Origin of the sequence: Streptomyces triticagri (assembly GCF_003429565.1) — a bacterium.
GTDB classification, from domain to species: Bacteria; Actinomycetota; Actinomycetes; order Streptomycetales; family Streptomycetaceae; genus Streptomyces; species Streptomyces triticagri.
The window spans coordinates 1-26,999 of the sequence record NZ_QUAK01000222.1 but is presented as its reverse complement, the minus strand read 5'-3'; the positions used below and the strand labels follow the sequence as shown (position 1 = coordinate 26,999).

The window sequence follows — 26,999 nt, the reverse complement described above, 5'->3', positions numbered from 1 at the left end:
CCGGCACCGCGTACGGCGCCCCGTCACCTTCCGAGGTGACGGGGCGCCGTCGTCGTACGACATGGGTCAACTCACGGAGGTACAGGGCGAGTTGGGGCTCCACGTACGGGAGTGGTGTACGTCACGCCGTCGGCGGGCGAGGTGGAGATCTTGACCACATCCGGCCGTTCCGGGTGCCCCGTGGTGCATCGGGGTGTACGGAAACGAACTCCCAGGTGGACAGGGGCGGAAGAGGTGGTGCGGGGTGCGGCGGGGCGTGCCGGTGGGTGGTGCGGCGCACAGTCTGCGCTGACGGGGCGCTTAGTTCGCTGTGCAACCCTTTCTGCGGTTTCCACGTCTGACACATGGCCGGACCGCCCGCGGACCGGCTGTCGGACGACGGAACACGACTGGCCCTGAGAGCAGGGGGTATCCGACCACCGAGGACTGAGGAGCGCATGACGCCCGACGAGAGCGAGCCCGAGAGCAGCACGTCCCCGCGCCGCAGCGGCAAGGGGCGCCGCCGCAAGCCGCGCAGCAAGCGGAGGAAGGCCCTGGTCGTCTCGGCCTGGGTGGCGGCCTCCGTGGTGGTGCTCGGCGGCACCGGCCTCGGCTATCTCTACTTCAAGCTCAACGGCAACATCGACGGCGTCGACATCAACGCAGCGCTCGGCAAGGACCGGCCGGAGAACGTGGACAACGGCTCCATGGACATCCTGGTGCTCGGCTCCGACTCGCGAGAGGGCAAGAACGGCCACCTCGGAGGCGGCGGCGACGAGGGCGCACGCTCGGACACCGCGATGGTCGTGCACGTATACGAGGGCCACAAGAAGGCCAGCGTCGTCTCCATACCGAGGGACACCCTGATCACCCGGCCCGAGTGCGCGACCGACGACGGCGGCACCGACCCGGGCGGCCCGCGCCAGATGTTCAACGAGTCGTACTCCGCCGGCGGCCCGGCCTGCGCGGTGAAGACCGTCGAGAAGATGTCCGGGATCCGCATGGACCACTATCTGGAGGTCGACTTCAGCGGCTTCCAGAAGCTGATCGACAAGCTCGGCGGCGTGGAGATCACCACCAAGAAGCCGATCAAGGACCGGGACAGCCACCTCGACCTGGCGGCCGGGCAGCACCGGCTGAACGGCGAGCAGGCGCTCGGCCTGGTCCGCACCCGGCACGCGGTCGGCGACGGCGGCGACCTCGGCCGAATACAACTGCAGCAGGCCTTCATCAAGGCGCTGATCAACCAGGTCAAGGACGTCGGCCTGTTCAGCAGCCCGAAGAAGCTGGTGGGCGTCGCGGACACCGCCACCAAGGCCCTGACCACCGACTCCGAGCTCGATTCGGTGAACAGCCTGATGGGCTTCGCGAACGGCCTCAAGGGCATCGGGCCGAACGACATGAACATGGTCACGCTGCCCGTCACGTACGACACCGCCGACCCCAACCGCGTCGTGCCGATGGAGCGCCAGACCCAGCAGGTCTGGAAGGCCCTGCACGCCGACAAGGCGATCCCGAAGTCCGCCACCAAGGACTCGGCGGGCGACAAGGGCGACGCGGGGGACGTCGTGGGCAGCCACTGAGGCAGGCCCGACGGTCCAGGCCACCGGTGCCCGATCCGGCGGGGGAATAGTTCGGCCCCCACCCCGGTTTTGGGAGATACGGCCGGTCCTGGCAGACTGGTACGTCGGCCCCGGTTCACGCATGAGCATCCCGCCCTGCGACCCGGCGCCCTCCCGAAACTAGGAGACACCTTGAAGCGCGACATCCACCCCGAGTACGTCGAGACCCAGGTCAGCTGCACCTGTGGCGCGTCGTTCACCACTCGCAGCACCATCGAATCCGGCACCGTGCGTGCCGAGGTCTGCTCCGAGTGCCACCCGTTCTACACGGGCAAGCAGAAGATCCTCGACACCGGTGGCCGCGTGGCCCGCTTCGAGGCCCGCTTCGGCAAGGCTGCCGGCTCCGCCAACAAGTAGCGAGCCACTGCGCCGGTCCTGGCCGCTCCTTCGGGGGCGCCCGGGACCGGCGTTCTTTTCGTCCGCCCCCGGTCCGCCGCGGACCGGGCGGTGCTCGCTCACCACATCCATGCAGTACGAAATCCAGGAGCCCGGAGATGTTCGAGGCGGTCGAGGACCTGATCGGCGAGCAGGCCGATCTCGAGAAGCAGCTCGCGGACCCCTCGGTCCACGCCGATCAGGCCAATGCGCGCAGGCTCAACAAGCGCTACGCCGAGCTCACCCCGATCGTCGCCACGTACCGCTCCTGGAAGCAGACCGGCGACGACATCGAGACCGCTCGTGAACTCGGCGCGGACGACCCGGACTTCGCCGCCGAGGTGAAGGACCTCGAGCAGCGGCGCGAGGAACTCACCGAGGAGCTGCGCCTGCTGCTCGTGCCCCGCGACCCGAGCGACGACAAGGACGTACTCCTGGAGATCAAGGCGGGCGCGGGCGGCGACGAGTCCGCGCTGTTCGCCGGCGATCTGCTGCGGATGTATCTGCGGTACGCGGAGCGGATCGGCTGGAAGGCCGAGATCATCGACTCCACCGAGTCCGAGCTGGGCGGCTACAAGGACGTCCAGGTCGCGGTCAAGGCGAAACCTCATCGGGACAGCCAGGGCGCCACCGAACCCGGCAACGGCGTGTGGGCGCGGCTGAAGTACGAGGGCGGTGTGCACCGCGTGCAGCGGGTGCCGGCCACCGAGTCGCAGGGCCGGATCCACACCTCCGCGGCCGGTGTGCTCGTCACGCCCGAGGCCGAGGAGATCGACATCGAGATCAACCCCAACGATCTGCGGATCGACGTCTACCGCTCCTCAGGACCCGGCGGCCAGTCCGTCAACACCACCGACTCCGCGGTCCGTATCACGCACGTACCCACCGGAGTCGTGGCCTCCTGCCAGAACGAGAAGAGCCAGCTGCAGAACAAGGAGCAGGCTCTGCGTATCCTGCGTTCCAGGCTGCTCGCCGCCGCGCAGGAGGAGGCCGAGAGCAAGGCCGCGGACGCCCGCCGCAGCCAGGTGCGCACCGTCGACCGCTCCGAGAAGATCCGCACGTACAACTTCCCGGAAAACCGCATCTCCGACCACCGTGTCGGGTTCAAGGCGTACAACTTGGACCAGGTGCTCGACGGCGACCTGGACGCGGTGATCCAGGCCTGTGTCGACGCGGACTCCGCGGCGAAGCTCGCAGCCGCCCAGTAGGGGTGCAGTGAACCCCAAGCACCAGGACCAGAGCCGGAGGACCCAGTGAATCTGCTGCTCGCCGAGGTGGCGCAGGCCACCCAGCGGCTGGCCGATGCCGGCGTTCCCTCGCCGCGTTTCGACGCCGAGGAGCTCGCCGCCTTCGTGCACGGCGTGGGGCGCGGAGAGCTGCACTCGGTCAAGGACGCGGACTTCGACGCCCGGTACTGGGAGGCGATCGCGCGCCGCGAGGCCCGCGAGCCGCTGCAGCACATCACCGGGCGTGCCTTCTTCCGGTATCTGGAACTGCAGGTCGGGCCGGGGGTGTTCGTGCCCAGGCCGGAGACCGAGTCCGTGGTCGGCTGGGCCATAGACGCGGTACGGGCCATGGATGTGGTCGAGCCGCTGATCGTGGACCTGTGCACCGGCTCCGGGGCCATCGCGCTGGCCCTCGCCCAGGAGGTGCCGCGCTCACGGGTGCACGCCGTGGAGCTGTCCGAGGACGCCCTGGTGTGGACGCGCAAGAACGTCGCGGACTCCAGGGTCGACCTTCGGCAGGGCGATGCGCTCAGCTCGTTCCCCGAGCTCAACGGCCAGGTGGATCTGGTCATTTCCAATCCGCCGTACATCCCGCTCACCGAGTGGGAGTACGTGGCGCCCGAGGCCCGTGACTACGACCCGGGTCTCGCCCTCTTCTCCGGTGAGGACGGGCTCGACACCATCCGCGGCCTGGAGCGCACCGCGCACCGCCTCCTTCGGCCCGGCGGGCTCGTCGTCATCGAGCACGCCGACACCCAGGGCGGCCAGGTGCCGTGGATCTTCACCGAGGAACGCGGCTGGTCGGACGCCGCGGACCACCCCGATCTCAACAACCGCCCGCGCTTCGCCACGGCCCGCAGGGCCACCCCGTGACGGCCGCGGCCCCCGGCACCGGCCGGAACACCCAGAAGTTTGACGCGCCCGAGGAGGCACGCTAGATGGCACGGCGATACGACACGAACGACGCGACCGACCGCACCACGGGTCTGCGCGAGGCCGCGTCCGCCGTACGCCGCGGCGAACTGGTCGTGCTGCCCACCGACACGGTGTACGGCATCGGCGCCGACGCCTTCGGCTCCGAGCCGGTCGCCGACCTGCTCGCCGCCAAGGGCCGTGGCCGGAACATGCCCACGCCCGTCCTGATCGGCTCGCCGAACACCCTGCACGGCCTGGTCACCGACTTCTCGGAGCAGGCCTGGGAACTCGTCGACGCCTTCTGGCCGGGCGCCCTCACTCTGATCACCAAGCACCAGCCGTCGCTGCAGTGGGACCTCGGGGACACCCGCGGGACCGTCGCCGTACGGATGCCGCTGCACCCCGTCGCCATCGAACTGCTCACCGAGGTGGGCCCGATGGCGGTGTCGTCGGCGAATCTCACCGGGCACCCGGCACCGGAGACCTGTGACGCGGCCCAGGAGATGCTCGGCGACTCCGTCTCCGTATATCTGGACGGCGGCCCGACGCCGGGCAATGTGCCCTCGTCGATCGTCGACGTCTCCGGCTCGACGCCGGTGCTGCTCCGGGCCGGTGCCCTCGATGCGGAGGAGCTCCGGAAGGTCGTACCCGACCTCGAGGTGGCCAATTGACGGCCCCCGAGGGGCGTGGCATAGCGGGCCTGACCGACTCCTTCCGCATCCTCCACGTCAGCACCGGCAACGTCTGCCGCTCACCGATCACCGAGCGGCTGACGCGGCATGCCCTGGCACACCGGCTCGGTGACCTCGGCACCGGCGGCGTCATCGTGGAGAGTGCCGGTACGTGGGGGCACGAGGGCGCCAACATGGAGGCGAACGCGGCCGCGGTGCTGGCCGACTTCGGCGCCGACGCGTCCGGGTTCCTCGGGCGTGAGCTGCTCGACGAGCATGTGATCCGGGCCGATCTGGTGCTCACCGCCACGCGGGATCATCGGGCGCAGGTCATCTCCATGGGGCACTCGGCGGGGCTGCGGACCTTCACGCTCAAGGAGTTCACTCGGCTTGTGCGGGCGATAGATCCGGCCACGCTTCCCGATCCTCTGGGGGAGGGGGTCGTCGAGCGGGCTCGGGCTCTTGTGCGGGCTGCGGCGGCGCTTCGGGGGTGGCTTCTCGCGCCCAGCGCGGAGGCCGATGAGGTGTACGACCCGTACGGGGCGCCGATGCCGTTCTTCCGGGCGGTGGGGGACGAGATTCACGATGCGCTGGATCCTGTGGTCACGGCGCTGACCGGGCTGCCGGCCCGGGCTTAGGGGATTGGCCCCGGTCCCGCCCTTTCACCGTTTCTTCTCCTCAATCGCCGGAGGGGCTCCATGAGAGCCCCTCCGGCGAGAGCCCACGGGCGGGATGGTGGGCGTCGGCCTACATTGGAGGGGCCGCAGCCCGACTCGTTGCCCGGAGCCCGTCATGTCGGACGTAGAGCTGGACCCCGAGATCGCCGACATCCTGCATGGTGAGGCCGTTCGGCAGGCCGAGACCCTGCAGCTCATCGCCGCCGAGAATTTCGTCTCGCGTGCCGTGCTCACGGCACTCGCCTCACCCCTGGCGAACAAGTACGCCGAGGGCTATCCCGGCGCCCGCCACCACGGCGGCTGCGAACTCGTGGACGCCGCCGAACGCCTCGCGATCGACCGCGCCAAGCGCCTCTTCGCGGCCGAACACGCCAATGTGCAGCCGCACTCGGGATCCTCCGCGGTACTCGCCACATACGCCGCACTGCTCCGCCCCGGCGACAAGGTCCTCGCCATGGGGCTTCAGTACGGGGGGCATCTCACCCACGGTTCGCCGGTCAATTTCTCCGGCCGCTGGTTCGACGTCATCGGCTACGGAGTGGACGCCGAGAGCGGGATCGTCGACTACGAGCAGGTGCGGGCGCTCGCTCGTGCGCACCGGCCGAAGGCCGTGGTCTGCGGATCCATCTCGTATCCGCGGCACATCGACTACGCCGCGTTCCGCGACATCGCGGACGAGGCCGGTGCGTATCTGATCGCGGACGCCGCGCATCCGATGGGCCTGATCGCCGGGGGAGCGGCGCCGAGCCCGGTGCCGTACGCCGATGTGGTGTGTGCGACGACGCACAAGGTGCTGCGCGGGCCGCGCGGCGGGATGATCCTCTGCGGCGAGCAGTTCGCGGAGCGGGTGGACCGGGCGGTGTTCCCGTTCAGCCAGGGCGGGGCGCAGATGAATGCGATCGCGGCGAAGGCGGTCGCCTTCCGCGAGGCCTCGACGCCGGACTTCAGGGCGTACGCGCACCAGGTGGTGGCCAATGCGCGCACCCTCGCCGGGGGCCTCGCCGCCGAGGGCCTGACCGTCACCACCGGCGGTACCGACACCCATCTGCTCACCGTCGATCCCGCACCGCTCGGTGTGGACGCGGCGACCGCCCGCGGCCGGCTCGCGGCCGCCGGGCTCGTCCTCGACACCTGCGCGCTGCCCTGGGCGGATGCGCGCGGGCTGCGTCTCGGGAGTGCGGCCGTGACGACGCAGGGCATGGCGGAGAAGGAGATGGCCCGGATCGCCGCCCTGTTCGCGACCGCGATCCGCAGCGAAGACGCGGGCCGCCGGGTGCGGGACGAGGTCCGTGATCTGGCCGGAGGGTTCCCGCCGTACGGCACCCCGGGCGAGGGCACGACGTCCGCGGTGCCGGCGCCCGGCGTGATGGTCTGACCGGGCCGGGCGGGTCCGCCCGGGATGTCTCGCGAGCCCCGGAGCGGGTAGGCGAGCGGAACCAGCGCAAACGTCGGTACTACCCGGAAGTCTTCAACCCCACGCGCGCAAAGCTAGGGTGTGGGGCTGAGGTAGCCGGCGACATCTGTGGGGAAGCCCGTGCGTGAATACTTGCTGACGCTCTGCGTCACGGCGGCGGTGACCTATCTGCTCACCGGGCCGGTGCGGAAGTTCGCCATCGTCGCCGGGGCGATGCCGGAGATCCGCGCGCGCGACGTGCACCGGGAGCCGACCCCGCGGCTCGGCGGGATCGCGATGTTCTTCGGACTCTGCGCGGGTCTGCTCGTCGCGGACAACCTGGACAATCTCAACGGCGTCTTCGAGAGCTCCAGCGAACCTCAGGCACTGCTCTCCGGCGCGGCCCTGATCTGGCTGATCGGCGTCCTGGACGACAAGTTCGAGATCGACGCCCTGATCAAGCTGGGCGGCCAGATGATCGCCGCGGGCGTGATGGTCATGCAGGGTCTGACGATCCTGTGGCTGCCGGTGCCCGGCGTCGGCACGGTCTCGCTCACCCAGTGGCAGGGCAATCTGCTCACCGTCGCCCTGGTCCTGATCACCATCAACGCGGTCAACTTCGTGGACGGTCTGGACGGTCTCGCGGCCGGCATGGTCTGCATCGCGGCGGCCGCGTTCTTCATGTACGCGTACCGCATCTGGTACGGCTACGGCCTGGAGGCGGCTGCTCCGGCGACCCTGTTCGCGGCGATCCTGATGGGCATGTGCCTCGGCTTCCTGCCGCACAACATGCATCCCGCCCGGATCTTCATGGGCGACTCCGGATCGATGCTGATCGGTCTGGTGCTCGCCGCGGGCGCGATCTCGATCACCGGTCAGGTGGACCCGGACGCGATGAACCTCTTCGCCGGGTCGGAGCGTTCGGCGGTGCACCAGACGGTGCCCGTGTACATCCCGCTGCTGCTGCCGCTGACGATCATCGCGGTGCCGGCGGCGGACCTGATCCTCGCGATCGTCCGGCGGACCTGGCGCGGCCAGTCGCCGTTCGCGGCCGACCGTGGTCATCTGCACCACCGGCTCCTGGAGATCGGGCACTCGCACAGCCGGGCCGTCCTCATCATGTACTTCTGGTCGGCGCTGATCGCCTTCGGCGCCCTGGCGTACTCGGTGCACTCGGCGTCCATGTGGATCGTGCTGTGCATCGTGGCGCTCAGCGCGGTCGGTCTGGTCCTGCTCCTGCTGCCGCGCTTCACCCCGCGGATGCCGCACTGGGCGGAGGGAGTTCTGCCGCCGCGCTACCGGCGTGGCCGACACCACGCGGTGACGTACGGCACGGACGAGGCCGATGGTGCCGAGGAGGCGTCCGGGGACTCCGAGGCCTCCGCGGAGGAGCGGGAGGCGGCGGTCGGCGCCGGGCTGCACGGAGCGACCGCGATCGGCGGACGATCACGTCACATCGAGGCACGAGAGGCCGGAACCCCTCGATGAAACCGGGGCGATACCAGACATCTCCACCGCCCAAACGCACAGACGCGCGCATTAACCCTCATGTGTGACGGCGGGCACACCGAACAGGTAAAGACCTCATCAAATAGTTTGTGATACCGTTCACGAGATCTCGGGAAGAGGCCGAAAGACCGTAGTGCGACGGTCATCGGCCCGGAGAATTCGATCTCCTCCCGAGGCCCTACGCTCGCCCGTGACGACTCGTCGCTTTTGCACAGTTTCCCCAGTTTTCCTCAGTACGTAAGTGGAGCCGCCGCATGCCGTCTCTCGACGCCCGGACTCTCCTTCCCATCGCGGGGCCCACGGCCGCCGTCGGCGCTGTGGCCGCCGCGGTCAGTGCGATCGTCGCCGGCGGGGAAGGTGCGCTCGGAGCCGTCATCGGGACGGTGATCGTGATCGTCTTCATGGGGGCGGGAATCCTCGGCCTGCAGTACACGGCCAAACACTGGCCGTATCTGTTCCAGGCGATGGGGCTGATGCTCTATGTGGTGCAGCTGCTCGTGCTGTTCCTTTTCGTCGCCCTTTTCAAGGACGCCACTCTCTTCAACCCGAAGGCGTTCGCGGCCGCTGTCGTCGTCGGCACGCTGACCTGGGTTGTCTCGATGGCCCGTGCGCACATGAAGACGAAGATTTTCTACATCGATCCGGACTCCTCGGACGCGACGAAGGACCACAAGACGGGGTCGTCGTCGTGAGGGGTAGGGCCGGGATAAAGGGTCCCAGGAGATCCTGCTATCGTCCGGTGCCAACTGCGGCACAGCGGGCGCGGGCACCAGAGCCGACGCCTGCTCGATCGCGAGGCTCCCTGCCTGCTTGCCGCCCCCACATCCGAAACACCAGTCCGGTGCCGACTCGCGGCTGCGCGCCGCGCCGACACAACGAGGTTGCCGTATCTATGCGTCACGCCGAAGGAGCCCGCGGTGAGTGCTGAACAGACCCAGCTTGCCTTTGGCTGGGAATGCCGCATCCTGGCCGACAACGGATGTGCGTTCCCGGCGCCGGGCCTGCACTCGTTCCTCTTCAAGCCGATGTTCACGATCGGCGGGTTCGAGTTCAACAAGGTGATGATGCTCGCGCTGCTCACCACCCTGATCGTCGTCACGGTCTTCACGCTCGCCTTCGGCAAGGCGAAGGTCGTTCCGGGCAAGCTCCAGCTGGCGGCCGAGGCGGGTTACGACTTCGTCCGCCGCGGGATCGTGTACGAGACCATGGGCAAGAAGGAGGGCGAGAAGTACGTCCCCCTGATGGTCTCGCTGTTCTTCTTCATCTGGATCATGAACATCTGGTCCGTGATTCCGCTGATGCAGTTCCCGGTGTCGTCGGTCATCGCGTACCCCGCGGTGCTCGCCGCGATCGTGTACGTCACCTGGGTGTCCGTGACCTTCAAGCGCCATGGCTTCGTGGGCGGTTGGAAGAACGTCACCGGTTACGACAACTCGCTCGGCCCGATCAAGTGGCTCGTGTCGTTCATCGAGCTCTTCTCGAACCTGCTCGTGCGTCCCTTCACGCACGCGGTCCGGCTCTTCGCCAACATGTTCGCCGGTCACCTGATGCTGGTGATGTTCACCGTCGCGTCCTGGTACCTGCTGAACAGCTGGCTGATCCCGGCGGCCGGCGTCTCCTTCGTCATGACGATGGTCATGATCCTCTTCGAACTCTTCGTGCAGGCGGTCCAGGCGTACGTCTTCGTGCTCCTCGCCTGCTCGTACCTCCAGGGCGCGCTCGCCGAACACCACTGAGGCGGCCCCACCGCACCACCCCCAGAACGCCCGGTGGCCAACCCCCACCGGTCCATGAAAGAGAAGGAAGTAACGGCATGTCCGCGTCCATCGAACTCGCCGCTGGCGTCTCCGGCTCCCTCGGTTCCATCGGTTACGGTCTCGCCGCGATCGGCCCCGGCATCGGCGTCGGCATCGTCTTCGGTAACGGCACCCAGGCCCTCGCGCGTCAGCCCGAGGCGGCCGGCCTGATCCGCGCCAACCAGATCCTGGGCTTCGCCTTCTGTGAGGCGCTCGCCCTCATCGGCATCGTTCTCCCGTTCGTTTACGGCAAGTGATCTAAGCCCTCACTGACCGTATTTCGACGAAAGGCATTGATGTGATCGCCAACCTGGTGCAGCTGGCGGCCGAGGAAGAGCAGAGCCCGCTCGTTCCTCCGGGCCCCGAGCTGCTCGTCGGCACCATCGCCTTCGCCATCGTCTTCTTCGTCTTCTGGAAGAAGCTCCTCCCGAACATCAACAAGGTTCTGGAGCAGCGCCGGGAGGCCATCGAAGGCGGTATCGAGAAGGCCGAAGCGGCCCAGACCGAGGCGCAGAGCGTGCTCGAGCAGTACAAGGCTCAGCTCGCCGAGGCCCGGCACGAGGCCGCGCGACTGCGCCAGGAGGCGCAGGAGCAGGGTGCGCAGCTCATCGCTGAGATGCGCGCCGAGGGCCAGCGGCAGCGTGAGGAGATCATCGCTGCCGGTCACACCCAGATCGAGGCCGACAAGAAGCAGGCCTCGCAGGCTCTGCGTCAGGACGTCGGCAAGCTGGCGACCGACCTGGCCGGCAAGCTCGTCGGCGAGTCCCTCGAGGACCACGCCCGGCAGAGCCGCACCATCGACCGGTTCCTCGACGACCTCGAGGCGAAGGCCGAGGCCACGCGATGACCGCCCACGGTGCGAGCCGCGAGGCCCTCGCTGCGGCCAAGGAGCGGCTCGACGCGCTGACCGACAGTACGTCGGCCGACGCGGCGAAGCTCGCCGACGAACTGGCTGCCGTCACCGCGCTTCTCGGCCGTGAGGTCTCGCTGCGTCGGGTCCTCACCGACCCGGCGCAGGACGGCGAGGCCAAGGCGGAGCTCGCGGGCCGCGTGCTCGGCGGCCAGATCGGCGGCGAGACGCTCGACCTGGTGTCCGGTCTGGTCCGCTCCCGCTGGTCGCGTTCGCGCGACCTGGTGGACGCGCTGGAGGAGCTGGCGAACATCGCCGACTTCACCGCCGCGCAGAAGCGGGGCCGGCTCGACAACGTCGAGGACGAGCTGTTCCGGTTCGGCCGGATCGTCGCCTCGAACTCCGAGCTGCGAGCCGCCCTCACCAGCCGGTCGGCCGAGACCGCCGCCAAGGGCGAGCTGCTGCGCAGCCTGCTCGGTGGCCGCGCTGAGAAGACGACCGAGCGCGTGGTCGACCGTCTTGTGACCCAGCCGCGTGGACGTAGCCTGGAAGCGGGACTCGAGTCCCTCTCCAAGCTCGCCGCCGAGCGCCGGGAGCGGATGGTCGCCGTGGTCGCCTCCGCGGTGCCGCTGTCCGACGGACAGAAGCAGCGTCTCGCCGGTGCATTGGCCAAGCTGTACGGCCGCGAGATGCACCTCAATCTCGATGTGGACCCCGAGGTCCTCGGCGGGATCAGGGTGCAGGTCGGCGACGAGGTCATCAACGGCTCCATCGCGGACCGTCTCGAGGACGCGACGCGACGGATGGCCGGCTGACGGCCGGACGCCGTCACCACCAACTCAACAAGCATGGCAAGCGGCCCGAGTTGGGCCGTGCAAAGGATTCCTGGGGGCCCGCGGCGCACGCCGCTTAGGGAAACAGCCCCAGACCCCCCAAGAAAACTTCGGGCCCAACAAGGAGAGCAGGGAACCCAGATGGCGGAGCTCACGATCCGGCCGGAGGAGATCCGGGACGCGCTGGAGAACTTTGTCCAGGCGTACAAGCCGGACGCGGCCTCGCGCGAGGAGGTCGGTACGGTCACCGTCGCCGGCGACGGCGTCGCGAAGGTCGAGGGCCTGCCCTCGGCCATGGCGAACGAGCTGCTGAAGTTCGAGGACGGCACCCTCGGTCTCGCCCTCAACCTCGAGGAGCGCGAGATCGGTGCCATCGTCCTCGGCGAGTTCAGCGGCATCGAGGAGGGCCAGCCGGTGCAGCGCACCGGTGAGGTGCTCTCCGTGCCGGTCGGCGAGGGATACCTGGGTCGCGTCGTCGACCCGCTCGGTGCCCCGATCGACGGCCTCGGCGAGATCGAGACGTCCGGCCGCCGCGCCCTCGAGCTGCAGGCCCCCACGGTCATGCAGCGCAAGTCGGTGCACGAGCCGATGGAGACGGGCTACAAGGCCGTCGACGCGATGACCCCGGTCGGCCGCGGCCAGCGTCAGCTGATCATCGGTGACCGCCAGACCGGCAAGACCGCCCTGGCCGTCGACACGATCATCAACCAGCGCGACAACTGGCGCTCGGGCGACGTGAACAAGCAGGTGCGCTGCATCTACGTCGCCGTCGGCCAGAAGGGCTCCACCATCGCCTCGGTGCGCGGTGCCCTCGAGGAGGCGGGCGCGCTCGAGTACACGACGATCGTCGCCGCCCCGGCGTCCGACCCGGCGGGCTTCAAGTACCTTGCCCCGTACACCGGTTCGGCCATCGGTCAGCAGTGGATGTACGAGGGCAAGCACGTCCTCATCGTCTTTGACGACCTCTCGAAGCAGGCCGACGCCTACCGCGCCGTGTCCCTGCTGCTCCGTCGTCCGCCGGGCCGCGAGGCCTACCCGGGTGACGTCTTCTACCTGCACTCCCGTCTGCTCGAGCGCTGCGCCAAGCTCTCCGACGACATGGGTGCCGGCTCGATGACCGGTCTGCCGATCGTCGAGACGAAGGCGAACGACGTGTCGGCGTTCATCCCGACCAACGTCATCTCCATCACCGACGGCCAGTGCTTCCTGGAGTCGGACCTGTTCAACGCCGGTCAGCGCCCCGCGCTCAACGTCGGTATCTCCGTCTCCCGAGTCGGTGGTTCCGCGCAGCACAAGGCGATCCGTCAGGTGTCCGGACGGCTCCGTGTGGACCTCGCCCAGTTCCGTGAGCTCGAGGCGTTCGCCGCCTTCGGCTCCGACCTGGACGCCGCCTCGAAGGCGCAGCTGGAGCGCGGCCAGCGCATGGTCGAGCTGCTCAAGCAGGCGCAGTACGAGCCGATGGCCACCGAGGACCAGGTCGTCTCCGTCTGGGCCGGCACCACCGGCCGGATGGACGACGTGCCGGTGAACGACATCCGCCGCTTCGAGCGTGAGCTCCTCGAGTACATGCACCGCAAGGAGCAGGGACTCATGACCTCCATCAAGGAGGGCGGCAAGATGAACGACGACACCGTCACGGCCATCGGCGACGCGGTCGCGGAGTTCAAGAAGCAGTTCGAGACGTCCGACGGCAAGCTCATCGGCGAGGACGCTCCGGCCGCCGTCGACGTCTCCAAGTGACGTAAGGAAGGGACCTGACTCATGGGAGCGCAGCTCCGGGTCTACAAGCGTCGCATCCGGTCCGTCACTGCGACGAAGAAGATCACCAAGGCGATGGAGATGATCGCCGCCTCGCGTGTCGTCAAGGCACAGCGCAAGGTGACCGCCTCCACGCCGTACGCGACCGAGCTCACGCGTGCCGTGACGGCGGTGGCGACGGGTGCGAACGACAAGCACCCGCTGACCACCGAGGCCGAGAGCCCGGTCCGGGCCGCGGTGCTGCTGCTCACCAGCGACCGTGGTCTGGCGGGTGCGTTCAACGCCAACGCCATCAAGGGTGCCGAGAAGCTCACCGAGAAGTTGCAGGGCGAGGGCAAGGAGGTCGACACGTACATCGTCGGCCGCCGTGGCATCGCGCACTACAACTTCCGTGAGCGGAAGATCGCGGCCGAGTGGACCGGCTTCACGGACGCGCCGGAATACTCGGACGCCAAGCAGATCGCGGCACCCCTGATCGAGGCCATCGAGAAGGACACGGCCGAGGGCGGCGTGGACGAACTCCACATCGTCTACACCGAGTTCGTCTCGATGATGACGCAGGAGGCGGTCGGTTCCCGGCTGCTCCCGCTGAGCCTCGACCAGGTTGCCGAGGAGGCCGGTACGCAGGACGGGATCCGGCCCCTGTACGACTTCGAGCCGTCGGCGGAGGACGTCCTGGACGCCCTCCTTCCGCGGTACGTCGAGAGCCGGATCTACAACGCGCTGCTGCAGTCGGCTGCCTCCAAGCACGCCGCCACACGCCGCGCGATGAAGTCGGCGACCGACAACGCGGGTGACCTGATCACATCGCTCACCCGACTTGCCAACGCGGCCCGCCAGGCCGAAATCACCCAGGAAATCAGCGAGATCGTCGGTGGCTCCGCAGCCCTGGCCGACGCCAACGCGGGGAGTGACTAGTAATGACCACCACAGTTGAGACGGCCGTTGCCACGGGCCGCGTCGCCCGGGTGATCGGCCCGGTCGTCGACGTGGAGTTTCCCGTCGACGCGATGCCGGACATCTACAACGCGCTGACCGTCGAGGTCTCCGACCCGGCGAACGAGGGCGAGAAGAAGACGCTGACCCTCGAGGTCGCCCAGCACCTGGGTGACGGCCTGGTCCGCGCCGTCTCCATGCAGCCCACCGACGGTCTGGTCCGCCAGGCCCCGGTGACCGACAACGGCACCGGCATCACCGTGCCGGTCGGCGACTTCACCAAGGGCAAGGTGTTCAACACCCTCGGCGAGGTGCTGAACGTCCCGGAGGAGAACGGCAAGGAGTCCGAGCGCTGGTCCATCCACCGCAAGGCACCCTCCTTCGACCAGCTCGAGTCCAAGACCGAGATGTTCGAGACCGGCCTGAAGGTCGTCGACCTGCTGACCCCGTACGTCAAGGGCGGCAAGATCGGTCTGTTCGGCGGCGCCGGCGTCGGCAAGACCGTCCTCATCCAGGAAATGATCATGCGTGTGGCGAAGCTGCACGACGGTGTTTCCGTGTTCGCCGGTGTCGGCGAGCGCACCCGTGAGGGCAACGACCTCATCGACGAGATGGAGGAGTCGGGCGTTCTCGACAAGACCGCCCTCGTCTTCGGTCAGATGGACGAGCCGCCGGGCACGCGTCTGCGCGTCGCGCTCTCCGCGCTGACCATGGCGGAGTACTTCCGTGACGTGCAGAAGCAGGACGTGCTGCTCTTCATCGACAACATCTTCCGCTTCACCCAGGCCGGCTCCGAGGTCTCCACGCTGCTCGGGCGCATGCCCTCCGCGGTGGGCTACCAGCCGACCCTGGCGGACGAGATGGGTGTGCTCCAGGAGCGCATCACCTCGACCCGTGGCCACTCGATCACCTCGATGCAGGCGATCTACGTCCCCGCGGACGACCTGACCGACCCGGCCCCGGCCACGACCTTCGCGCACCTCGACGCGACGACCGTGCTCTCCCGGCCGATCTCGGAGAAGGGCATCTACCCGGCGGTGGACCCGCTGGACTCGACGTCCCGCATCCTGGACCCGCGCTACATCGCGCAGGACCACTACGAGGCGGCCAGCCGCGTCAAGGGGATCCTGCAGAAGTACAAGGACCTGCAGGACATCATCGCGATCCTCGGCATCGACGAGCTGGGCGAAGAGGACAAGCTGGTCGTCCACCGCGCCCGTCGCGTCGAGCGCTTCCTGTCGCAGAACACCCACGCCGCCAAGCAGTTCACCGGCCTGGACGGTTCGGACGTGCCGCTCGACGAGTCGATCGCCGCGTTCAACGCGATCTGCGACGGCGAGTACGACCACTTCCCCGAGCAGGCGTTCTTCATGTGCGGTGGCCTGGACGACCTCAAGGCCAAGGCCAAGGAGCTCGGCGTCTCCTGAGTCCCGGACTCGACGTGGGGGACGGGGCCGAGTCCCGTCCCCCACGGCACGCCCTTTAGAATTCGACCAACACCCGGCGAAGCCGCCGGGTGGTGACCCGAGGAGCCACCTTGGCTGCTGAGCTGCATGTCGAGCTGGTCGCCGCCGACCGTAGTGTCTGGTCCGGCGAGGCCACCCTGGTCGTCGCGCGGACCACGTCCGGCGACATCGGCGTCATGCCCGGTCACCAGCCGCTGCTCGGTGTGCTGGAATCGGGCCCGGTGACCATCCGCACCAGCGGAGGCGAGACCATCGTCGCCGCGGTGCACGGAGGGTTCGTGTCCTTCGCGGACAACAAGCTCTCGCTGCTGGCCGAGATCGTCGAGCTGGCCGACGAGATCGACGTCAAGCGTGCGGAGCGAGCCCTCGACCGTGCCAAGTCGGAGGCCGATGCGGCCGCCGAGCGGCGCGCCGATGTCCGCCTCCGAGCGGTGGCGGCGCACTGAACGAGCGCGACGCCGAGAGATCAGGCAGACGACTCAGCCGCGGCCGGTCTGGATTTTCCAGACCCGGTCGCGGCTGTGGCGATGCAGGTGAAGGTCAGTTCCGTTACTGGAAGCGAGGAGGTCGGTGCCGATGATCCTCGCTGTGCTCGTCTGTGCGCTCGTTGTCGTCCTGATCCTGGCGGGCCTGTTGGTCTTCGGGGTACGGCGGCGGGTGATCCAGCGGTCCGGGGGGACCTTCGACTGCAGCCTCCGCTGGAATGCGCCCGAGGGTGGTGACACCTCGGGCAAGGGCTGGTCGTACGGGATCGCGCGCTACAACGGTGACCGGGTCGACTGGTTCCGGGTCTTCTCCTATGCGCCGCGGCCGCGGCGGGGGCTCGAGCGGGCCACGATCGAGGTCGTGGACCGGCGGGCACCGGAGGGGGAGGAGGAGCTTGCGCTGCTCTCCGATGCGGTGGTGCTCGGGTGTCTCCAGGAGGGGACGAGGATCGAGCTTGCGATGAGTGAGGACGCGCTGACGGGGTTCCTCGCGTGGCTGGAGGCGGCGCCGCCCGGCCAGCGGGTGAACGTCGCGTAGCGCGTCTTTTGTTTGCGGGACCGAACCCCACCCCGCCCCTTCCCGAAAGTCCTGCCGGACAGGCCTCCTCAATCGCCGGAGGGGCTCCCATGAAGCCCCAACTCCTGGGCGAGGACGGCCGCTTGGACGCGGCTGCGGAGTCCGAGTTTCGAGAGCAGGCGGCTCACGTGGGTCTTGACCGTCGCCTCGGCCATGTCGAGGCGGGCTGCGATCTCCGCGTTCGAGAGCCCCTGCCCGAGGTGCGCAAGGACCTCCCCCTCCCGCCGAGTCAGCGACGACAGCACCGACGGATCCGCCCCCACCGCCCGCGAGGGCTTCGCGAACTCCGCGATCAGCCGCCGTGTCACGGCCGGCGAGATCAGGCCGTCCCCCCGGCCGACCGCACGCACCGCATCGAGCAGATCGTGTGCATCGGTGTTCTTGAGCAGAAACCCCGAGGCTCCCGCCCGCAGCGCCCCGAAGACGTACTCGTCCAGGTCGAACGTGGTAAGCACCAGGACGTCCGCGAGCTGCTCCCGTACCACCTGCCGGGTCGCGGACACCCCGTCGAGTCGCGGCATCTGTACGTCCATGAGGACCAGGTCGGGCCGTAGTTCACGGGCCATCGCGACCGCCTGCTCGCCGTCCGCCGCCTCGCCCACCACCTCGATGTCCTCGGCGCTGCGCAGGATCAGGACGAGCCCTGCGCGTACGGCGGACTGGTCCTCGGCGACCAGGACGCGGATCATGCTGTTCCTCCTCGGTGCTCCACCGGCAGCTCGGCCGTCACACGCCAGAGCTTGACCGCGGGATCGTCGGTGTCGACGGGCAGGGCCTCGAACGACCCGTCGAGCAGGGTCGCACGCTCGCCCATGCCGACCAGACCCGCACCCGAACCGGGCGCCCGCGGTCCGTCCCGGCCGCCGAAGCGGCTGGTCACCACGATGCGCAGGGCCGTGTCCGTACGGGAGAGGCGGATCGTGACCTCGCCGGGCGCGGCGTGCTTGAGGGCGTTCGTCAGGGACTCCTGGACGATGCGGTACGCGGCGAGCTCGACCGGTGCGGGCAGCTGCGGGGCGTCGGCGGGGCGTTCGTCGTACAGCGCGAAGCTGAGGCCGCCGGACGGGCCGCCGCTGGCCCTGGCCTGCTCGACGAGGGACTCGAGGCCGTCCAGGGTGGGCTCGGCGTGCGCCTCGCGTTCCCCGCCGGAGTCGCGGAGCAGCCCGATGAGGCGCCGCATTTCGGCCAGTCCCTCGACGCTGTTCTCGCGGATCACGCCGAGCGCGTCGCGGGTGGTGCGGGGGTCGTCGAGGGAGAGCGCGGCCGTGGAGTGGATGGCGATCGCCGAGAGGTGGTTGGCGACCATGTCGTGCAGTTCGCGGGCCATTCGGGAGCGCTCCGCGTTGACCGCCTGCACCCGGTCCATCTCGGCGAGCAGCGCGGTCTGTTCGGCCCGCAGCCGCTCGGACGCCGCGGCCTCGCGGTGATTGCGTACGAGCATGCCGGTGGTCGCCGGGCCGAAGGAGATGAAGCCGGCGATCACGCCGAGCAGGATGGCTTCCGGCTCCCGGATGAGGGCGAGGGACCCGAACATCACGGTGAGCGTGGCGGCCCCGGTGATCACCGGCAGTCGGCGGGCGAGGGCGGGCGATCCGTAGAGCACCGCGGCGTACATCAGGTCCGTGTACATCACCAGGGTCGCCAGGCTGCCCTGGGTGCACTGGTCGAGCGCCAGGACGAGGGTGCCCGCGGCGACGCCGAAGCCGGGCCGGGTGCGCCGCAGGAGTTCCAGGCAGGCCATCAGGGCGAGCGGGACGAGCAGCCATTCGTCGTCGAGGAGGCGGCCCGGGTTCATGCCGAGGCCGATGCCCCAGAGCAGCAGTCCGCCGCTGAGCCCGGCGAGGGCGATCAGGACGTCGTCGCGGTGCGGTCGGCTCAGGCTCACCCCTCCATCCAACACGGCGGGGCCGCGCCGGACCTCCTCGCGACGGCGGAAGTCCCCGGCCGCCGACTACATCGAAGGATGCAGTCGCACTTCGTCACCGCCGACGACGATCCGTCCCCGTACGCCCGCCAGGCTGGAGAGCGTCGAGAGGAGAAGGGCCATGATCGTCTGGCTGATCGTCATCTGCGAGGTCGGCTTCTGGGTGCTGCTCGCCGCCGGCCTCGCGCTGCGCTACTGGGCGAAGAAGCCCCGGGCGAGCATCGCCGTGCTGCTCTGCGAGCCGGTCCTGGAGGCGATCCTCTTCGTGGTCACCGTGATCGATCTGAAGAACGGCGCGGAACCGGACTGGAAGCACGGCCTGGCCGCCGTTTACATCGGATACTCCATCGCCCTCGGCCACTACACGGTCAAGTGGGTGGACGTCCGCGTCGCCCACCGCTTCGCCGGCGGGCCGCCGCCCTCGACCCCGAAGTACGGCGTCCCCCGCGCGATCCACGAGTGGAAGCTGGCCGGCCGCTGGATCCTGGCCGCGGTGATCGCCCTGGCCCTGCTGCAGGGCGCCGTCTGGTACGTCGGCCCGGACGGCGCCACCGAGTCGCTGCGGGACTGGCAGCAGAAGATGCTGTTCCTGATCGCCATCAATGTGGCCATCGGCGTCTGCTACACGGTCTTCCCGAAGCGCGCACCGGCGCCCGCCCCGGACGAGGAGCGGCCGCTCACCAGGACGTAGGTCCCCGCCGGGGATGCGCGGTCAGCGCTCGCCGCCCGGCACCCAGAGCACGTCCCCGACCTCCTTGTTGGCCGTACGGGCCAGGATGAACAGGAGGTCGGAGAGGCGGTTCAGATAGGTCGCCGTGAGCGGGTTCATCGTCTCGCCGTGCGCCTCGAGCGCGGCCCAGGTGGAGCGCTCGGCCCGGCGGACCACGGTGCAGGCCTGGTGCAGCAGGGCCGCTCCGGGCGTACCGCCGGGCAGGATGAACGAACGGAGCTTGTCCAGCCGCTCGTTGAACGTGTCGCAGTCCGCCTCGAGCCGGTCGATGTAGAACTGCTCGACGCGCAGCGGCGGGAACTCCGGGTCCTCCACCACGGGCGTGGACAGGTCGGCGCCCACGTCGAAGAGGTCGTTCTGCACCCGTACGAGGACGGTCGTGAGCTCCTCGTCGAGGCCGCCGAGGGCGAGGGCGGTGCCGATCGCGGCGTTGGCCTCGTTGGCGTCGGCGTAGGCCGCGATCCGCAGGTCCGTCTTGGCGGTGCGGCTCATGTCGCCGAGCGCCGTGCTGCCCTGGTCGCCGGTACGGGTGTAGATGCGCGTCAGATTGACCATGCTGCGAGATTACGCCCCCGCCGTCATGCCCCGGCCTTGCGGAAGCGACGTGTGCCCACCGTCACGGAGAGCGCGGCGAGTGCGAGGGCCATCAGCACGCCGTAGAGCATCCGGGAGCTCGCGTAGTCCCCGACATAGCCCGCGCGGACCGCGTCGACGAGATAGCGGAACGGAATGAAGTGCGAGAGCAGATCGAGCCAGTTCGGTGCGAGTGCCATCGGCAGCATCAGGCCGGAGAGCAGCATCGCGGGCATCGTCACGCTGTTGATCACCGGCCCGAACTCCTGCGGTGTCCTGACCGACATGGCGAGGGCGTACGAGAGGGAGGCGAGCGAAAGCGAGAGCACGGCCACGAAGGCGAAGCCGATCAGGACCCCGCCGAGCGGTGCGCGCAGCCCCATGACGAGGGCGGCGAGCACCAGGAGTACGGCCTGGAAGACGAAGAGCAGCGCGTCCCGAAGCACCCGCCCGAGCAGCAGGGCGAGCCGGCTGACCGGGGTGACCCGCATCCGCTCCACCACCCCGGTGTTCTTCTCGATGATCACCGCGAAGCCGGCGAACGAGGCGCCGAACAGGCCGAGTTGGAGCAGCAGCCCCGGCACCAGGATCTGCCAGGAGGTCCCCTCGGAGCCGAGTGGCAGATCGGTGAGCAGCGGTCCGAAGAAGACCAGATAGAGCAGCGGCATCAGGATGCCGAAGAGGATCTGGAACTTCGATCGGAGGGTTTGCCGGACGTACCGGCCGAAGATGATCGAGGTGTCGTGCAGCAGCATCGTGCGGTCCTTGGGGCGGGGGGAAGGGTGGTCCGGCGGGGAGGGGTGGTGTGGCTCAGGTGGCGACCGGGATGCGGTGCTCCGGTGCGGGCCCACGGCCGGTGATCGCCAGGAAGGTGTCCTGCAGGGAGGCGTCGGCCGAGCCCGCGTGCCGCAGCTTGAGGGCGGTCGGGGTGTCGTCGGCGACGATCCGGCCGTCGTCCACCACGACGATGCGGTCGGCAAGGGCGTCCGCCTCGTCCAGGTAGTGCGTGGTCAGGAACACCGTGGTGCCGTGCTCGGTGCGCAACTGCCGTACCAGGTCCCACAGATCGGCCCGGCTGGCGGGATCGAGGCCGGTGGTGGGCTCGTCCAGGAAGAGCAGCTCGGGGCGGTGGGTGAGGCCGAGGGCGATGTCGAGCCGGCGCCGCTGGCCGCCGGAGAGCGCGCGGGTGGGGCGGTCGAGCAGATCGTCGAGGCCCAGGTCGCGGGCGAGCTCGGCGGCGCGGGCCACGGCTGCGGGGCGCTTCAGGCGGTACAGGCGGCCCTGGGTGACCAGCTCCTCGCGCACCGAGACGTTCGGGTCGGTGCCGCCGGACTGGGCGACGTACCCCGTGCGGGTCCGTACGCCCTCGGGGTCGGTGAGCAGGTCGTGGCCGGCCACCGTGGCGGCGCCGCTGGTGGGGGCGAGCAGCGTGGTGAGCATGCGGAGGGTGGTGGTCTTGCCGGCGCCGTTCGGCCCCAGGAAGCCGAGGATCTCGCCCGGTTGGACGGTGAGGTCGATGGAGCGGACGGCCTCGACCGGGCCCTGTTTGGTCTGGAAGGTCCGCGAGAGTCCCGCGGTGCTGAGGATCGCCATGGCTCCAGAAAAACAGAGTCGATGAAATTTTGCAATCAACTCAAAAATTCTATGACGCCAAGCTTGGGTGCCGACTCAAGGTTTCAGTGGCTGCAGCCGCCGCTACGATGGGCCGATGGCAGCGCAAGCAGCACGAGCGGCCGCGGGCGAGCCCGGCGAGCCCGCGGAGCCCAGGAACGAGGGGCTCAGGGAGCGCAAGAAGCGCCGGACCCGACAGCACATCTCGGACGTGGCGACCGGCATGTTCCTCGATCGCGGCTTCGACTCGGTGACGATCGCGGAGATCGCCGAGGCCGCCGAGGTCTCGGTCAACACCGTGTACAACTACTTCCCCGCCAAGGAGGACCTGTTCCTCGACCGCAGCGCGGGCATCGTCGAGCGGCTCTCGCGCTATGTGCGCGCCCGCGACGTCGGGGAGTCCGCGGCGGCGGCCGTACTGCGCGAACTGCGCGCGGAGGTGGAGGCGGTCTCGCCGCGGATGGGCCTCTTCGAGGGGTACGCCGGCTTCATGCGCGTGCTGCACGACGCACCCACGCTGCGGGCCCGCCTCTGGTACGTACAACAGGAGGCGCTCCAGCACGTGGTGGACACGCTGCGCGAGGAGACCGACGCCGCGCCCGACGATCCGATGCCGCTGCTCATGGGGGGTCAGCTCGCCTGGCTGCAGAGCACCCTGATGGCGTTCATCGGAGGACGGATGGTGCGCGGCGAGAAGGCGAACGAGGTCTCCCGCGCGACCCTCGACCTGCTCGACGAGATCGAGGACGTCTGGGGCGAGACGATTCTCAACTACGCGGTACGGCAGGCCTGATGGGCTCCCTGTGATGTCCGTCATGTGATACGCCTCCCGTCCCTGTCCAGGGACATCGCGCGGGCGTGACGCGCGTCTCGAAGGGCCCCATACGGGCCGCGCGGCCGCTAGGGTCCGCTGAAGACCAGTGATAAACACCGAGTAAGTGCACAAGCGGGTAAGGGGATCGCACAGTGGCCAGGAAGCTTGCCGTCATCGGAGCCGGACTCATGGGCTCCGGAATCGCCCAGGTCTCCGCGCAGTCGGGATGGGACGTCGTGCTGCGCGACGTCACCGACGCCGCGCTGACCCGGGGCACCGACGGCATCAAGGCTTCCTACGACAAGTTCGTCGCGAAGGGGAAGCTGGCGGCCGCGGACGCCGAGGCCGCGCTCGGCCGGATCACCACGACCACCGATCTGGACGCCGCGGCGGACGCCGACATCGTCGTCGAGGCCGTCTTCGAGAAGCTGGAGATCAAGCACGAGATCTTCGCCGCCCTCGACAAGATCGTGCGGGACGACACCGTCCTCGCCTCCAACACCTCCGCCATCCCGATCACCAAGATCGCGGCGGTCACGGAGCATCCCGAACGTGTCGTCGGTGCGCACTTCTTCTCGCCGGTCCCGATGATGCAGCTCTGCGAACTGGTCCGCGGACACAAGACGAGCGACGAAACCCTCGCCGCCACCCGGGAGTTCGCCGAGTCCGTCGGCAAGACGTGCATCGTCGTGAACCGCGATGTGGCCGGCTTCGTCACCACCCGGCTGATCTCGGCGCTCGTCGTCGAGGCTGCGGGGCTCTATGAATCGGGTGTGGCCACCGCCGAGGACATCGACACCGCGTGCAAGCTGGGCTTCGGCCACGCCATGGGGCCGCTGGCCACCGCCGACCTCACCGGCGTCGACATCCTGCTGCACGCGACGAGCAACATCTACACCGAATCTCAGGACGAGAAGTTCGCTCCGCCGGAGCTGATGCGACGGATGGTCGACGCCGGCGACATCGGCCGCAAGAGCGGGCAGGGGTTCTACAAGCACTGAACCGCGCCGCGGCCTCCGCGACGTCCCCCTGGCGGGTGAATTGGGTATCGGTTCGCTTACGGACGGCAACTTCTGCGCCCGTTCGCCAGTCAGTTCAGTGAGACCACAGTTCAGTGTGACGACAGTGACCACAGTGACGTGAAGCAGTACTCGGGGAGCGCATATGCACATCAGGGGCGACCACGCCGAGCTGACCGTCGGGGGCAGCCTCGACGTACGAAGCGCGGCGGACGCCCGGACGGTTCTGCACTCCGCCCTCGACGAGGGTGCGGGCGATCTCGTACTCGACCTCTCGGACCTCGCCGCGCTCGACGCCACCGGACTCGGCGTCATCATGGGCGCGCACCGGCAGGCCGGCCGCTGCGGACGGCGCCTGGTCCTCAGAAACGTCCCGCCGCAGATGCAGCGGCTCCTGGTCGCCACGCGATTGCACCGCATCCTGGCCATCGAGGGCGGCATCAGGGCAACTCCCCTGTAATGCCGCGTACGGTCCCGACCGCGATGCCCGCCCGCAATCCTCACGAGAATGTGACGTCCGGGACGGGGCGGCACCCCGCCCGTTCCGCGATACTGGCCGAAGGTCTAAGGTTCGGTCGCTCGCCCTTGACGACGCCGTCGGGCAGCGGACACCGGACCAGAAGCGACAGTGGCATGTGCGAGAGGTCGGGGAGGCCATCGGCACATGACGCTTTTGGGGGGCTTTGACCATGGACCCGATACACCGGGGACCGGAAGAGAACGGCCGCGACAGCGGTAGGACGGGCACGCCGGGGGGCGCCGTGCCCGCAGGGGCGGGTGCGTCCGGAGGGGGAAGCACACCCCGGCCGCCGCGCGACGCCCTGACGCCCGAGTTCGGAAGTCCCGTGCCCGCACGCACGGTTCAGCTGGTCACCGGCGACTTCCTGCTCACCGTCAATCCCGTGGACGGCAGCGAGATCGAGCCCTGCCCGCCCGGGGAGCAGCCGCCGCGGCCGCAGAAGTACACCGCGGCCCAGCGCGCCGAGGTCCGCAGCACCGCACGGCCGCCCGCACCGGCGGGACCCGCCGCGCCCCGGCTGCCGCTGCTCGAGCGCCAGGAGGAGCGCGAGCGCCTGGTGCGGCTGCTCGCCCGCGGGCGTTCCGTACGCCTGACCGGGCCTGCGGGATCCGGCCGCACCGCGCTGCTCGACGCGGTCGCCGAGGACTGCGCGGACCTCGCACCGGACGGCGTGATCAGACTCAACGGCCACCGCAGAAGCGCCACCGAGCTGCTCCACGAGCTCTACGCGGCCGCCTACCGCAGCCAGGAGTACCGGCCGGACCACGGCGAACTGCTCACCCTCGTCCAGCAGATCGGCGCGGTGGTCGTCCTCGACGACCTGGAGTTCGGCGGAGCGGCGCTGGACGAACTGCTCGACGCGACGCCGGAGTGCGCCGTCCTGGTCGCCACCACACCGGACATCGCCGCCCCTTCCCCCGACTCGCACCTCGAGGAGGTGTTCCTCGGCGGGCTCGGCCGCAGCGGCGGACTCGAGCTCCTCGAGCGGGCCGTGGGCCGGCCGCTCACCGACGACGAGGCCGGCTGGGCAGCCGATCTGTGGTTCGAGTCGGAAGGGCTGCCGCTCCGCTTCGTCCAGGCAGGTGCACTGCTGCGCCGGCGTGATCTGCTGCGAGCCGATCCCACCGCCTTCGACGAGTACGGCTACTACGCCGAGGCGCCGGTCGACGCACCGTTCGACGCCGACGACATGCACGACGTACCGCTGCCGACACTGGCCGAGGGCGCCGCGCCCGCGGCGCTGCTCGCCGCCCGGCTCAGCGAATCCGCGCGGACCACGCTGCGCTTCGCCGTCGCGCTCGGCGGCGAGGTGCCGCACCAGGCGCATCTGCCGGCCCTGGTGGGGGACACCCACGCGGACGCGGCGCTCGGCGAGCTGGTGGCCGCGGCGCTCGTCACCCCGGTCGGCGCCCGCTACCGCCTCGCGGCCGGTGTGCAGGCGCAGTTGGAGACCTGCGGGTACGCGGAGGACGCGGCGGACCGTGCGCTCACCGCGGCCCAGCACTACGCCTGGTGGGCGGGGCACCCCTCGGTGACGCCGGAGCGGGCCGCCGCCGAGGCCGATGCGGCGCTCGCCGCGCTCGCCGTCCTGGTGCCGGGATCCGCTCCCGGGCACGCCAGTGCCGCGGTGCTCCTGGCGCGGACCGCCGCGCCCGCCTATGCGGCGGCCTTCGCCGTCGGGGCCTGGGAGCGGACCCTGCGGGCCGGTCAGGAGGCCGCCCGCGAGGCCGGCGAGGTGGGCGAAGAGGCCTATTTCCACCATGAGTTGGGGATTCTGGCGCTCATCGTCGGGCAGCTCGACCGGGCCCGCGCGGAGCTCGAGGCATCCATCGGGATGCGCGGGGTGCTCGCGGACAAGCGCGGCACGGTCGCCGGGCGCCGGGCCCTCGCCCTTGTCGCGGACCGCTCCGGCGGTGCGGTGCACGGCGGTCGTACGGCCGCGGGCGAGGAAGTGCCCGATGCGCGCTACGAGGAGTCGGCGTCGCCGCCCGGCGGAGTGCCGCTCGCCGTGGGCGTCGCCGGCGTGCAGGGCGAGCCGCCCGAGGAGCCTTCGACCGTGATCGTGCGGTCCGCCTCGTCGTCCCCCGCGGGCGGCGGCCGCAAGCGGGTGGTCCTCGGAGCGCGGCGCAATCTGGCCGCCGCGGGGGCGGGGGCGCTGCTCGCGGCCGTACTGGGCACCGTGGTGACCCTCGGGGCCACGTCCGACGACGAGCCGCCGGCCAACAAGGTCAGACCGGGGCAGTCCGCGGTCGAGGACAGCGGGGACGACGGCCTTCCGGCGGACCAGCCGTCGAAGGACGAGGCGACGGCGGAGGCGGCGGACCCGACCGCGCCGGTCTCGTCCGAGGAGGCGTCGACGCCGTCCGAGTCACCGACGGACGACGCGTCCTCGCCGGATCCGGACCCGACGACGCCCGACCCTGACCCGACCACGCCTGATCCTGATCCGACCACGCCGGACCCGGACCCGACTACGCCCGACCCCGATCCGACCACGCCTGATCCTGATCCGACCACGCCGGACCCGGACCCGACTACGCCGGATCCCGATCCGACCACGGCGAAGCCGCCGCCGTCGACGTCGGAGACGTCGGGTGACGGGGCCCCGGCCTCACGGACTGCGTCCACGGAGGCGTCCTCAAGCGCCGGACGGGCTTAGAAGAACCGGCCCTGGCGGGCCTTGTCCTCAAGCGCCGGACGGGCTGATATTCAGCCCGTCCGGCGCTTGAGGACAAGCCTT

The 26,999-nt window shown here is 69.6% G+C and carries 28 protein-coding genes; 23 read left to right on the top strand and 5 right to left on the bottom strand.

Translation table 11 applies throughout. From position 1 onward, the window contains the following. Positions 1 to 437 precede the first annotated feature (437 nt). The 18 genes from DY218_RS29650 (at position 438) to DY218_RS29565 (ending at position 17,029) form a co-directional block, all read left to right on the top strand. Complete coding sequence (locus tag DY218_RS29650; protein WP_128559249.1) at positions 438 to 1,562, top strand: LCP family protein; 1,125 nt, start codon at positions 438 to 440, stop codon at positions 1,560 to 1,562. Positions 1,563 to 1,733: 171 nt separating this feature from the next. Then, the gene (gene rpmE, locus DY218_RS29645) at positions 1,734 to 1,958 is read left to right on the top strand and encodes a 50S ribosomal protein L31 (protein ID WP_128559248.1); all 225 of its coding nucleotides are present in this window, start codon (positions 1,734 to 1,736) and stop codon (positions 1,956 to 1,958) included. Positions 1,959 to 2,095: 137 nt separating this feature from the next. After that, the gene (prfA, locus tag DY218_RS29640) at positions 2,096 to 3,184 is read left to right on the top strand and encodes a peptide chain release factor 1 (protein WP_128559247.1); all 1,089 of its coding nucleotides are present in this window, start codon (positions 2,096 to 2,098) and stop codon (positions 3,182 to 3,184) included. Positions 3,185 to 3,229: 45 nt separating this feature from the next. Further along, positions 3,230 to 4,075 (top strand): peptide chain release factor N(5)-glutamine methyltransferase, encoded by an 846-nt coding sequence (gene prmC, locus DY218_RS29635; protein ID WP_128559246.1) that lies wholly within the window; start codon positions 3,230 to 3,232, stop codon positions 4,073 to 4,075. A gap of 65 nt (positions 4,076 to 4,140) precedes the next feature. Then, a complete protein-coding gene (locus DY218_RS29630) occupies positions 4,141 to 4,788 on the top strand; it encodes an L-threonylcarbamoyladenylate synthase (protein ID WP_128559245.1) in 648 nt (215 codons plus the stop codon). Beyond that, positions 4,785 to 5,426, top strand: coding sequence for an arsenate reductase/protein-tyrosine-phosphatase family protein (locus DY218_RS29625; RefSeq protein WP_128559244.1), 642 nt, complete (start codon positions 4,785 to 4,787; stop codon positions 5,424 to 5,426). Before DY218_RS29630 ends, DY218_RS29625 begins: the two co-directional genes overlap by 4 nt. Before the next feature lie 154 nt (positions 5,427 to 5,580). Beyond that, positions 5,581 to 6,840, top strand: coding sequence for a serine hydroxymethyltransferase (locus tag DY218_RS29620; RefSeq protein ID WP_128559243.1), 1,260 nt, complete (start codon positions 5,581 to 5,583; stop codon positions 6,838 to 6,840). Positions 6,841 to 6,999: 159 nt separating this feature from the next. Continuing rightward, the gene (locus DY218_RS29615; RefSeq protein WP_128559242.1) at positions 7,000 to 8,346 is read left to right on the top strand and encodes an MraY family glycosyltransferase; all 1,347 of its coding nucleotides are present in this window, start codon (positions 7,000 to 7,002) and stop codon (positions 8,344 to 8,346) included. A 275-nt stretch (positions 8,347 to 8,621) separates the two neighbouring features. Next, complete coding sequence (locus DY218_RS29610; RefSeq protein WP_128559241.1) at positions 8,622 to 9,059, top strand: hypothetical protein; 438 nt, start codon at positions 8,622 to 8,624, stop codon at positions 9,057 to 9,059. 273 nt (positions 9,060 to 9,332) lie between these two features. Continuing rightward, a complete protein-coding gene (gene atpB / locus DY218_RS29605; RefSeq protein ID WP_128559251.1) occupies positions 9,333 to 10,103 on the top strand; it encodes a F0F1 ATP synthase subunit A in 771 nt (256 codons plus the stop codon). A gap of 77 nt (positions 10,104 to 10,180) precedes the next feature. Further along, positions 10,181 to 10,420: an ATP synthase F0 subunit C gene (gene atpE / locus DY218_RS29600; protein WP_128559240.1), complete on the top strand. Its 240-nt coding sequence runs from the start codon at positions 10,181 to 10,183 to the stop codon at positions 10,418 to 10,420. 41 nt (positions 10,421 to 10,461) lie between these two features. Continuing rightward, a complete protein-coding gene (locus DY218_RS29595; protein WP_128559239.1) occupies positions 10,462 to 11,010 on the top strand; it encodes a F0F1 ATP synthase subunit B in 549 nt (182 codons plus the stop codon). Beyond that, the gene (locus tag DY218_RS29590; protein ID WP_128559238.1) at positions 11,007 to 11,828 is read left to right on the top strand and encodes a F0F1 ATP synthase subunit delta; all 822 of its coding nucleotides are present in this window, start codon (positions 11,007 to 11,009) and stop codon (positions 11,826 to 11,828) included. Before DY218_RS29595 ends, DY218_RS29590 begins: the two co-directional genes overlap by 4 nt. A gap of 159 nt (positions 11,829 to 11,987) precedes the next feature. Further along, positions 11,988 to 13,586 carry a F0F1 ATP synthase subunit alpha gene (atpA, locus tag DY218_RS29585; protein WP_128559237.1) on the top strand — a complete coding sequence of 533 codons (1,599 nt, stop codon included), beginning with the start codon at positions 11,988 to 11,990 and terminating at the stop codon, positions 13,584 to 13,586. A gap of 21 nt (positions 13,587 to 13,607) precedes the next feature. Beyond that, entirely contained in the window at positions 13,608 to 14,522 is a 915-nt protein-coding gene (locus DY218_RS29580) for a F0F1 ATP synthase subunit gamma (RefSeq protein ID WP_128559236.1), read from the top strand. 2 nt (positions 14,523 to 14,524) lie between these two features. Beyond that, complete coding sequence (gene atpD, locus DY218_RS29575) at positions 14,525 to 15,967, top strand: F0F1 ATP synthase subunit beta (protein ID WP_128559235.1); 1,443 nt, start codon at positions 14,525 to 14,527, stop codon at positions 15,965 to 15,967. Positions 15,968 to 16,077: 110 nt separating this feature from the next. Beyond that, the gene (locus DY218_RS29570) at positions 16,078 to 16,452 is read left to right on the top strand and encodes a F0F1 ATP synthase subunit epsilon (RefSeq protein ID WP_128559234.1); all 375 of its coding nucleotides are present in this window, start codon (positions 16,078 to 16,080) and stop codon (positions 16,450 to 16,452) included. A 130-nt stretch (positions 16,453 to 16,582) separates the two neighbouring features. Then, a complete protein-coding gene (locus tag DY218_RS29565) occupies positions 16,583 to 17,029 on the top strand; it encodes a DUF2550 domain-containing protein (protein ID WP_128559233.1) in 447 nt (148 codons plus the stop codon). 68 nt (positions 17,030 to 17,097) lie between these two features. Here the strand turns inward: DY218_RS29565 and DY218_RS29560 are convergent, their stop codons facing one another. After that, the gene (locus DY218_RS29560; RefSeq protein ID WP_128559232.1) at positions 17,098 to 17,757 is read right to left on the bottom strand and encodes a response regulator; all 660 of its coding nucleotides are present in this window, start codon (positions 17,755 to 17,757) and stop codon (positions 17,098 to 17,100) included. Continuing rightward, complete coding sequence (locus DY218_RS29555) at positions 17,754 to 18,953, bottom strand: sensor histidine kinase (protein ID WP_233521962.1); 1,200 nt, start codon at positions 18,951 to 18,953, stop codon at positions 17,754 to 17,756. The genes DY218_RS29560 and DY218_RS29555 overlap by 4 nt, the downstream gene beginning before the upstream one ends. A gap of 160 nt (positions 18,954 to 19,113) precedes the next feature. On the opposite strand from DY218_RS29555, the gene DY218_RS29550 reads away from it, so the two are divergent. Next, positions 19,114 to 19,683 carry a hypothetical protein gene (locus tag DY218_RS29550; RefSeq protein ID WP_128559231.1) on the top strand — a complete coding sequence of 190 codons (570 nt, stop codon included), beginning with the start codon at positions 19,114 to 19,116 and terminating at the stop codon, positions 19,681 to 19,683. A 21-nt stretch (positions 19,684 to 19,704) separates the two neighbouring features. Here DY218_RS29550 and DY218_RS29545 read toward each other — a convergent pair whose 3' ends face one another. The 3 genes from DY218_RS29545 to DY218_RS29535 are packed head-to-tail and all read right to left on the bottom strand — an operon-like array spanning position 19,705 to position 21,888. After that, positions 19,705 to 20,277, bottom strand: coding sequence for a cob(I)yrinic acid a,c-diamide adenosyltransferase (locus DY218_RS29545; RefSeq protein ID WP_128559230.1), 573 nt, complete (start codon positions 20,275 to 20,277; stop codon positions 19,705 to 19,707). Positions 20,278 to 20,300: 23 nt separating this feature from the next. Then, positions 20,301 to 21,050, bottom strand: coding sequence for an ABC transporter permease (locus DY218_RS29540; protein WP_128559229.1), 750 nt, complete (start codon positions 21,048 to 21,050; stop codon positions 20,301 to 20,303). Between the two features lie 55 nt (positions 21,051 to 21,105). After that, complete coding sequence (locus DY218_RS29535; protein ID WP_128559228.1) at positions 21,106 to 21,888, bottom strand: ABC transporter ATP-binding protein; 783 nt, start codon at positions 21,886 to 21,888, stop codon at positions 21,106 to 21,108. Positions 21,889 to 22,003: 115 nt separating this feature from the next. Between DY218_RS29535 and DY218_RS29530 the strand changes: the two genes are divergently transcribed. The 4 genes from DY218_RS29530 (at position 22,004) to DY218_RS29515 (ending at position 26,918) form a co-directional block, all read left to right on the top strand. Next, the gene (locus tag DY218_RS29530) at positions 22,004 to 22,699 is read left to right on the top strand and encodes a TetR/AcrR family transcriptional regulator (protein ID WP_128559227.1); all 696 of its coding nucleotides are present in this window, start codon (positions 22,004 to 22,006) and stop codon (positions 22,697 to 22,699) included. Positions 22,700 to 22,872: 173 nt separating this feature from the next. Continuing rightward, on the top strand, positions 22,873 to 23,721 hold the full coding sequence (locus tag DY218_RS29525; RefSeq protein ID WP_128559226.1) for a 3-hydroxyacyl-CoA dehydrogenase family protein: 849 nt from the start codon (positions 22,873 to 22,875) through the stop codon (positions 23,719 to 23,721). Between the two features lie 163 nt (positions 23,722 to 23,884). After that, positions 23,885 to 24,199, top strand: coding sequence for an STAS domain-containing protein (locus DY218_RS29520; protein ID WP_119292208.1), 315 nt, complete (start codon positions 23,885 to 23,887; stop codon positions 24,197 to 24,199). 229 nt (positions 24,200 to 24,428) lie between these two features. Further along, positions 24,429 to 26,918, top strand: a complete 2,490-nt coding sequence (locus tag DY218_RS29515; RefSeq protein ID WP_128559225.1) for an ATP-binding protein — start codon at positions 24,429 to 24,431, stop codon at positions 26,916 to 26,918. Positions 26,919 to 26,999: the final 81 nt, after the last annotated feature.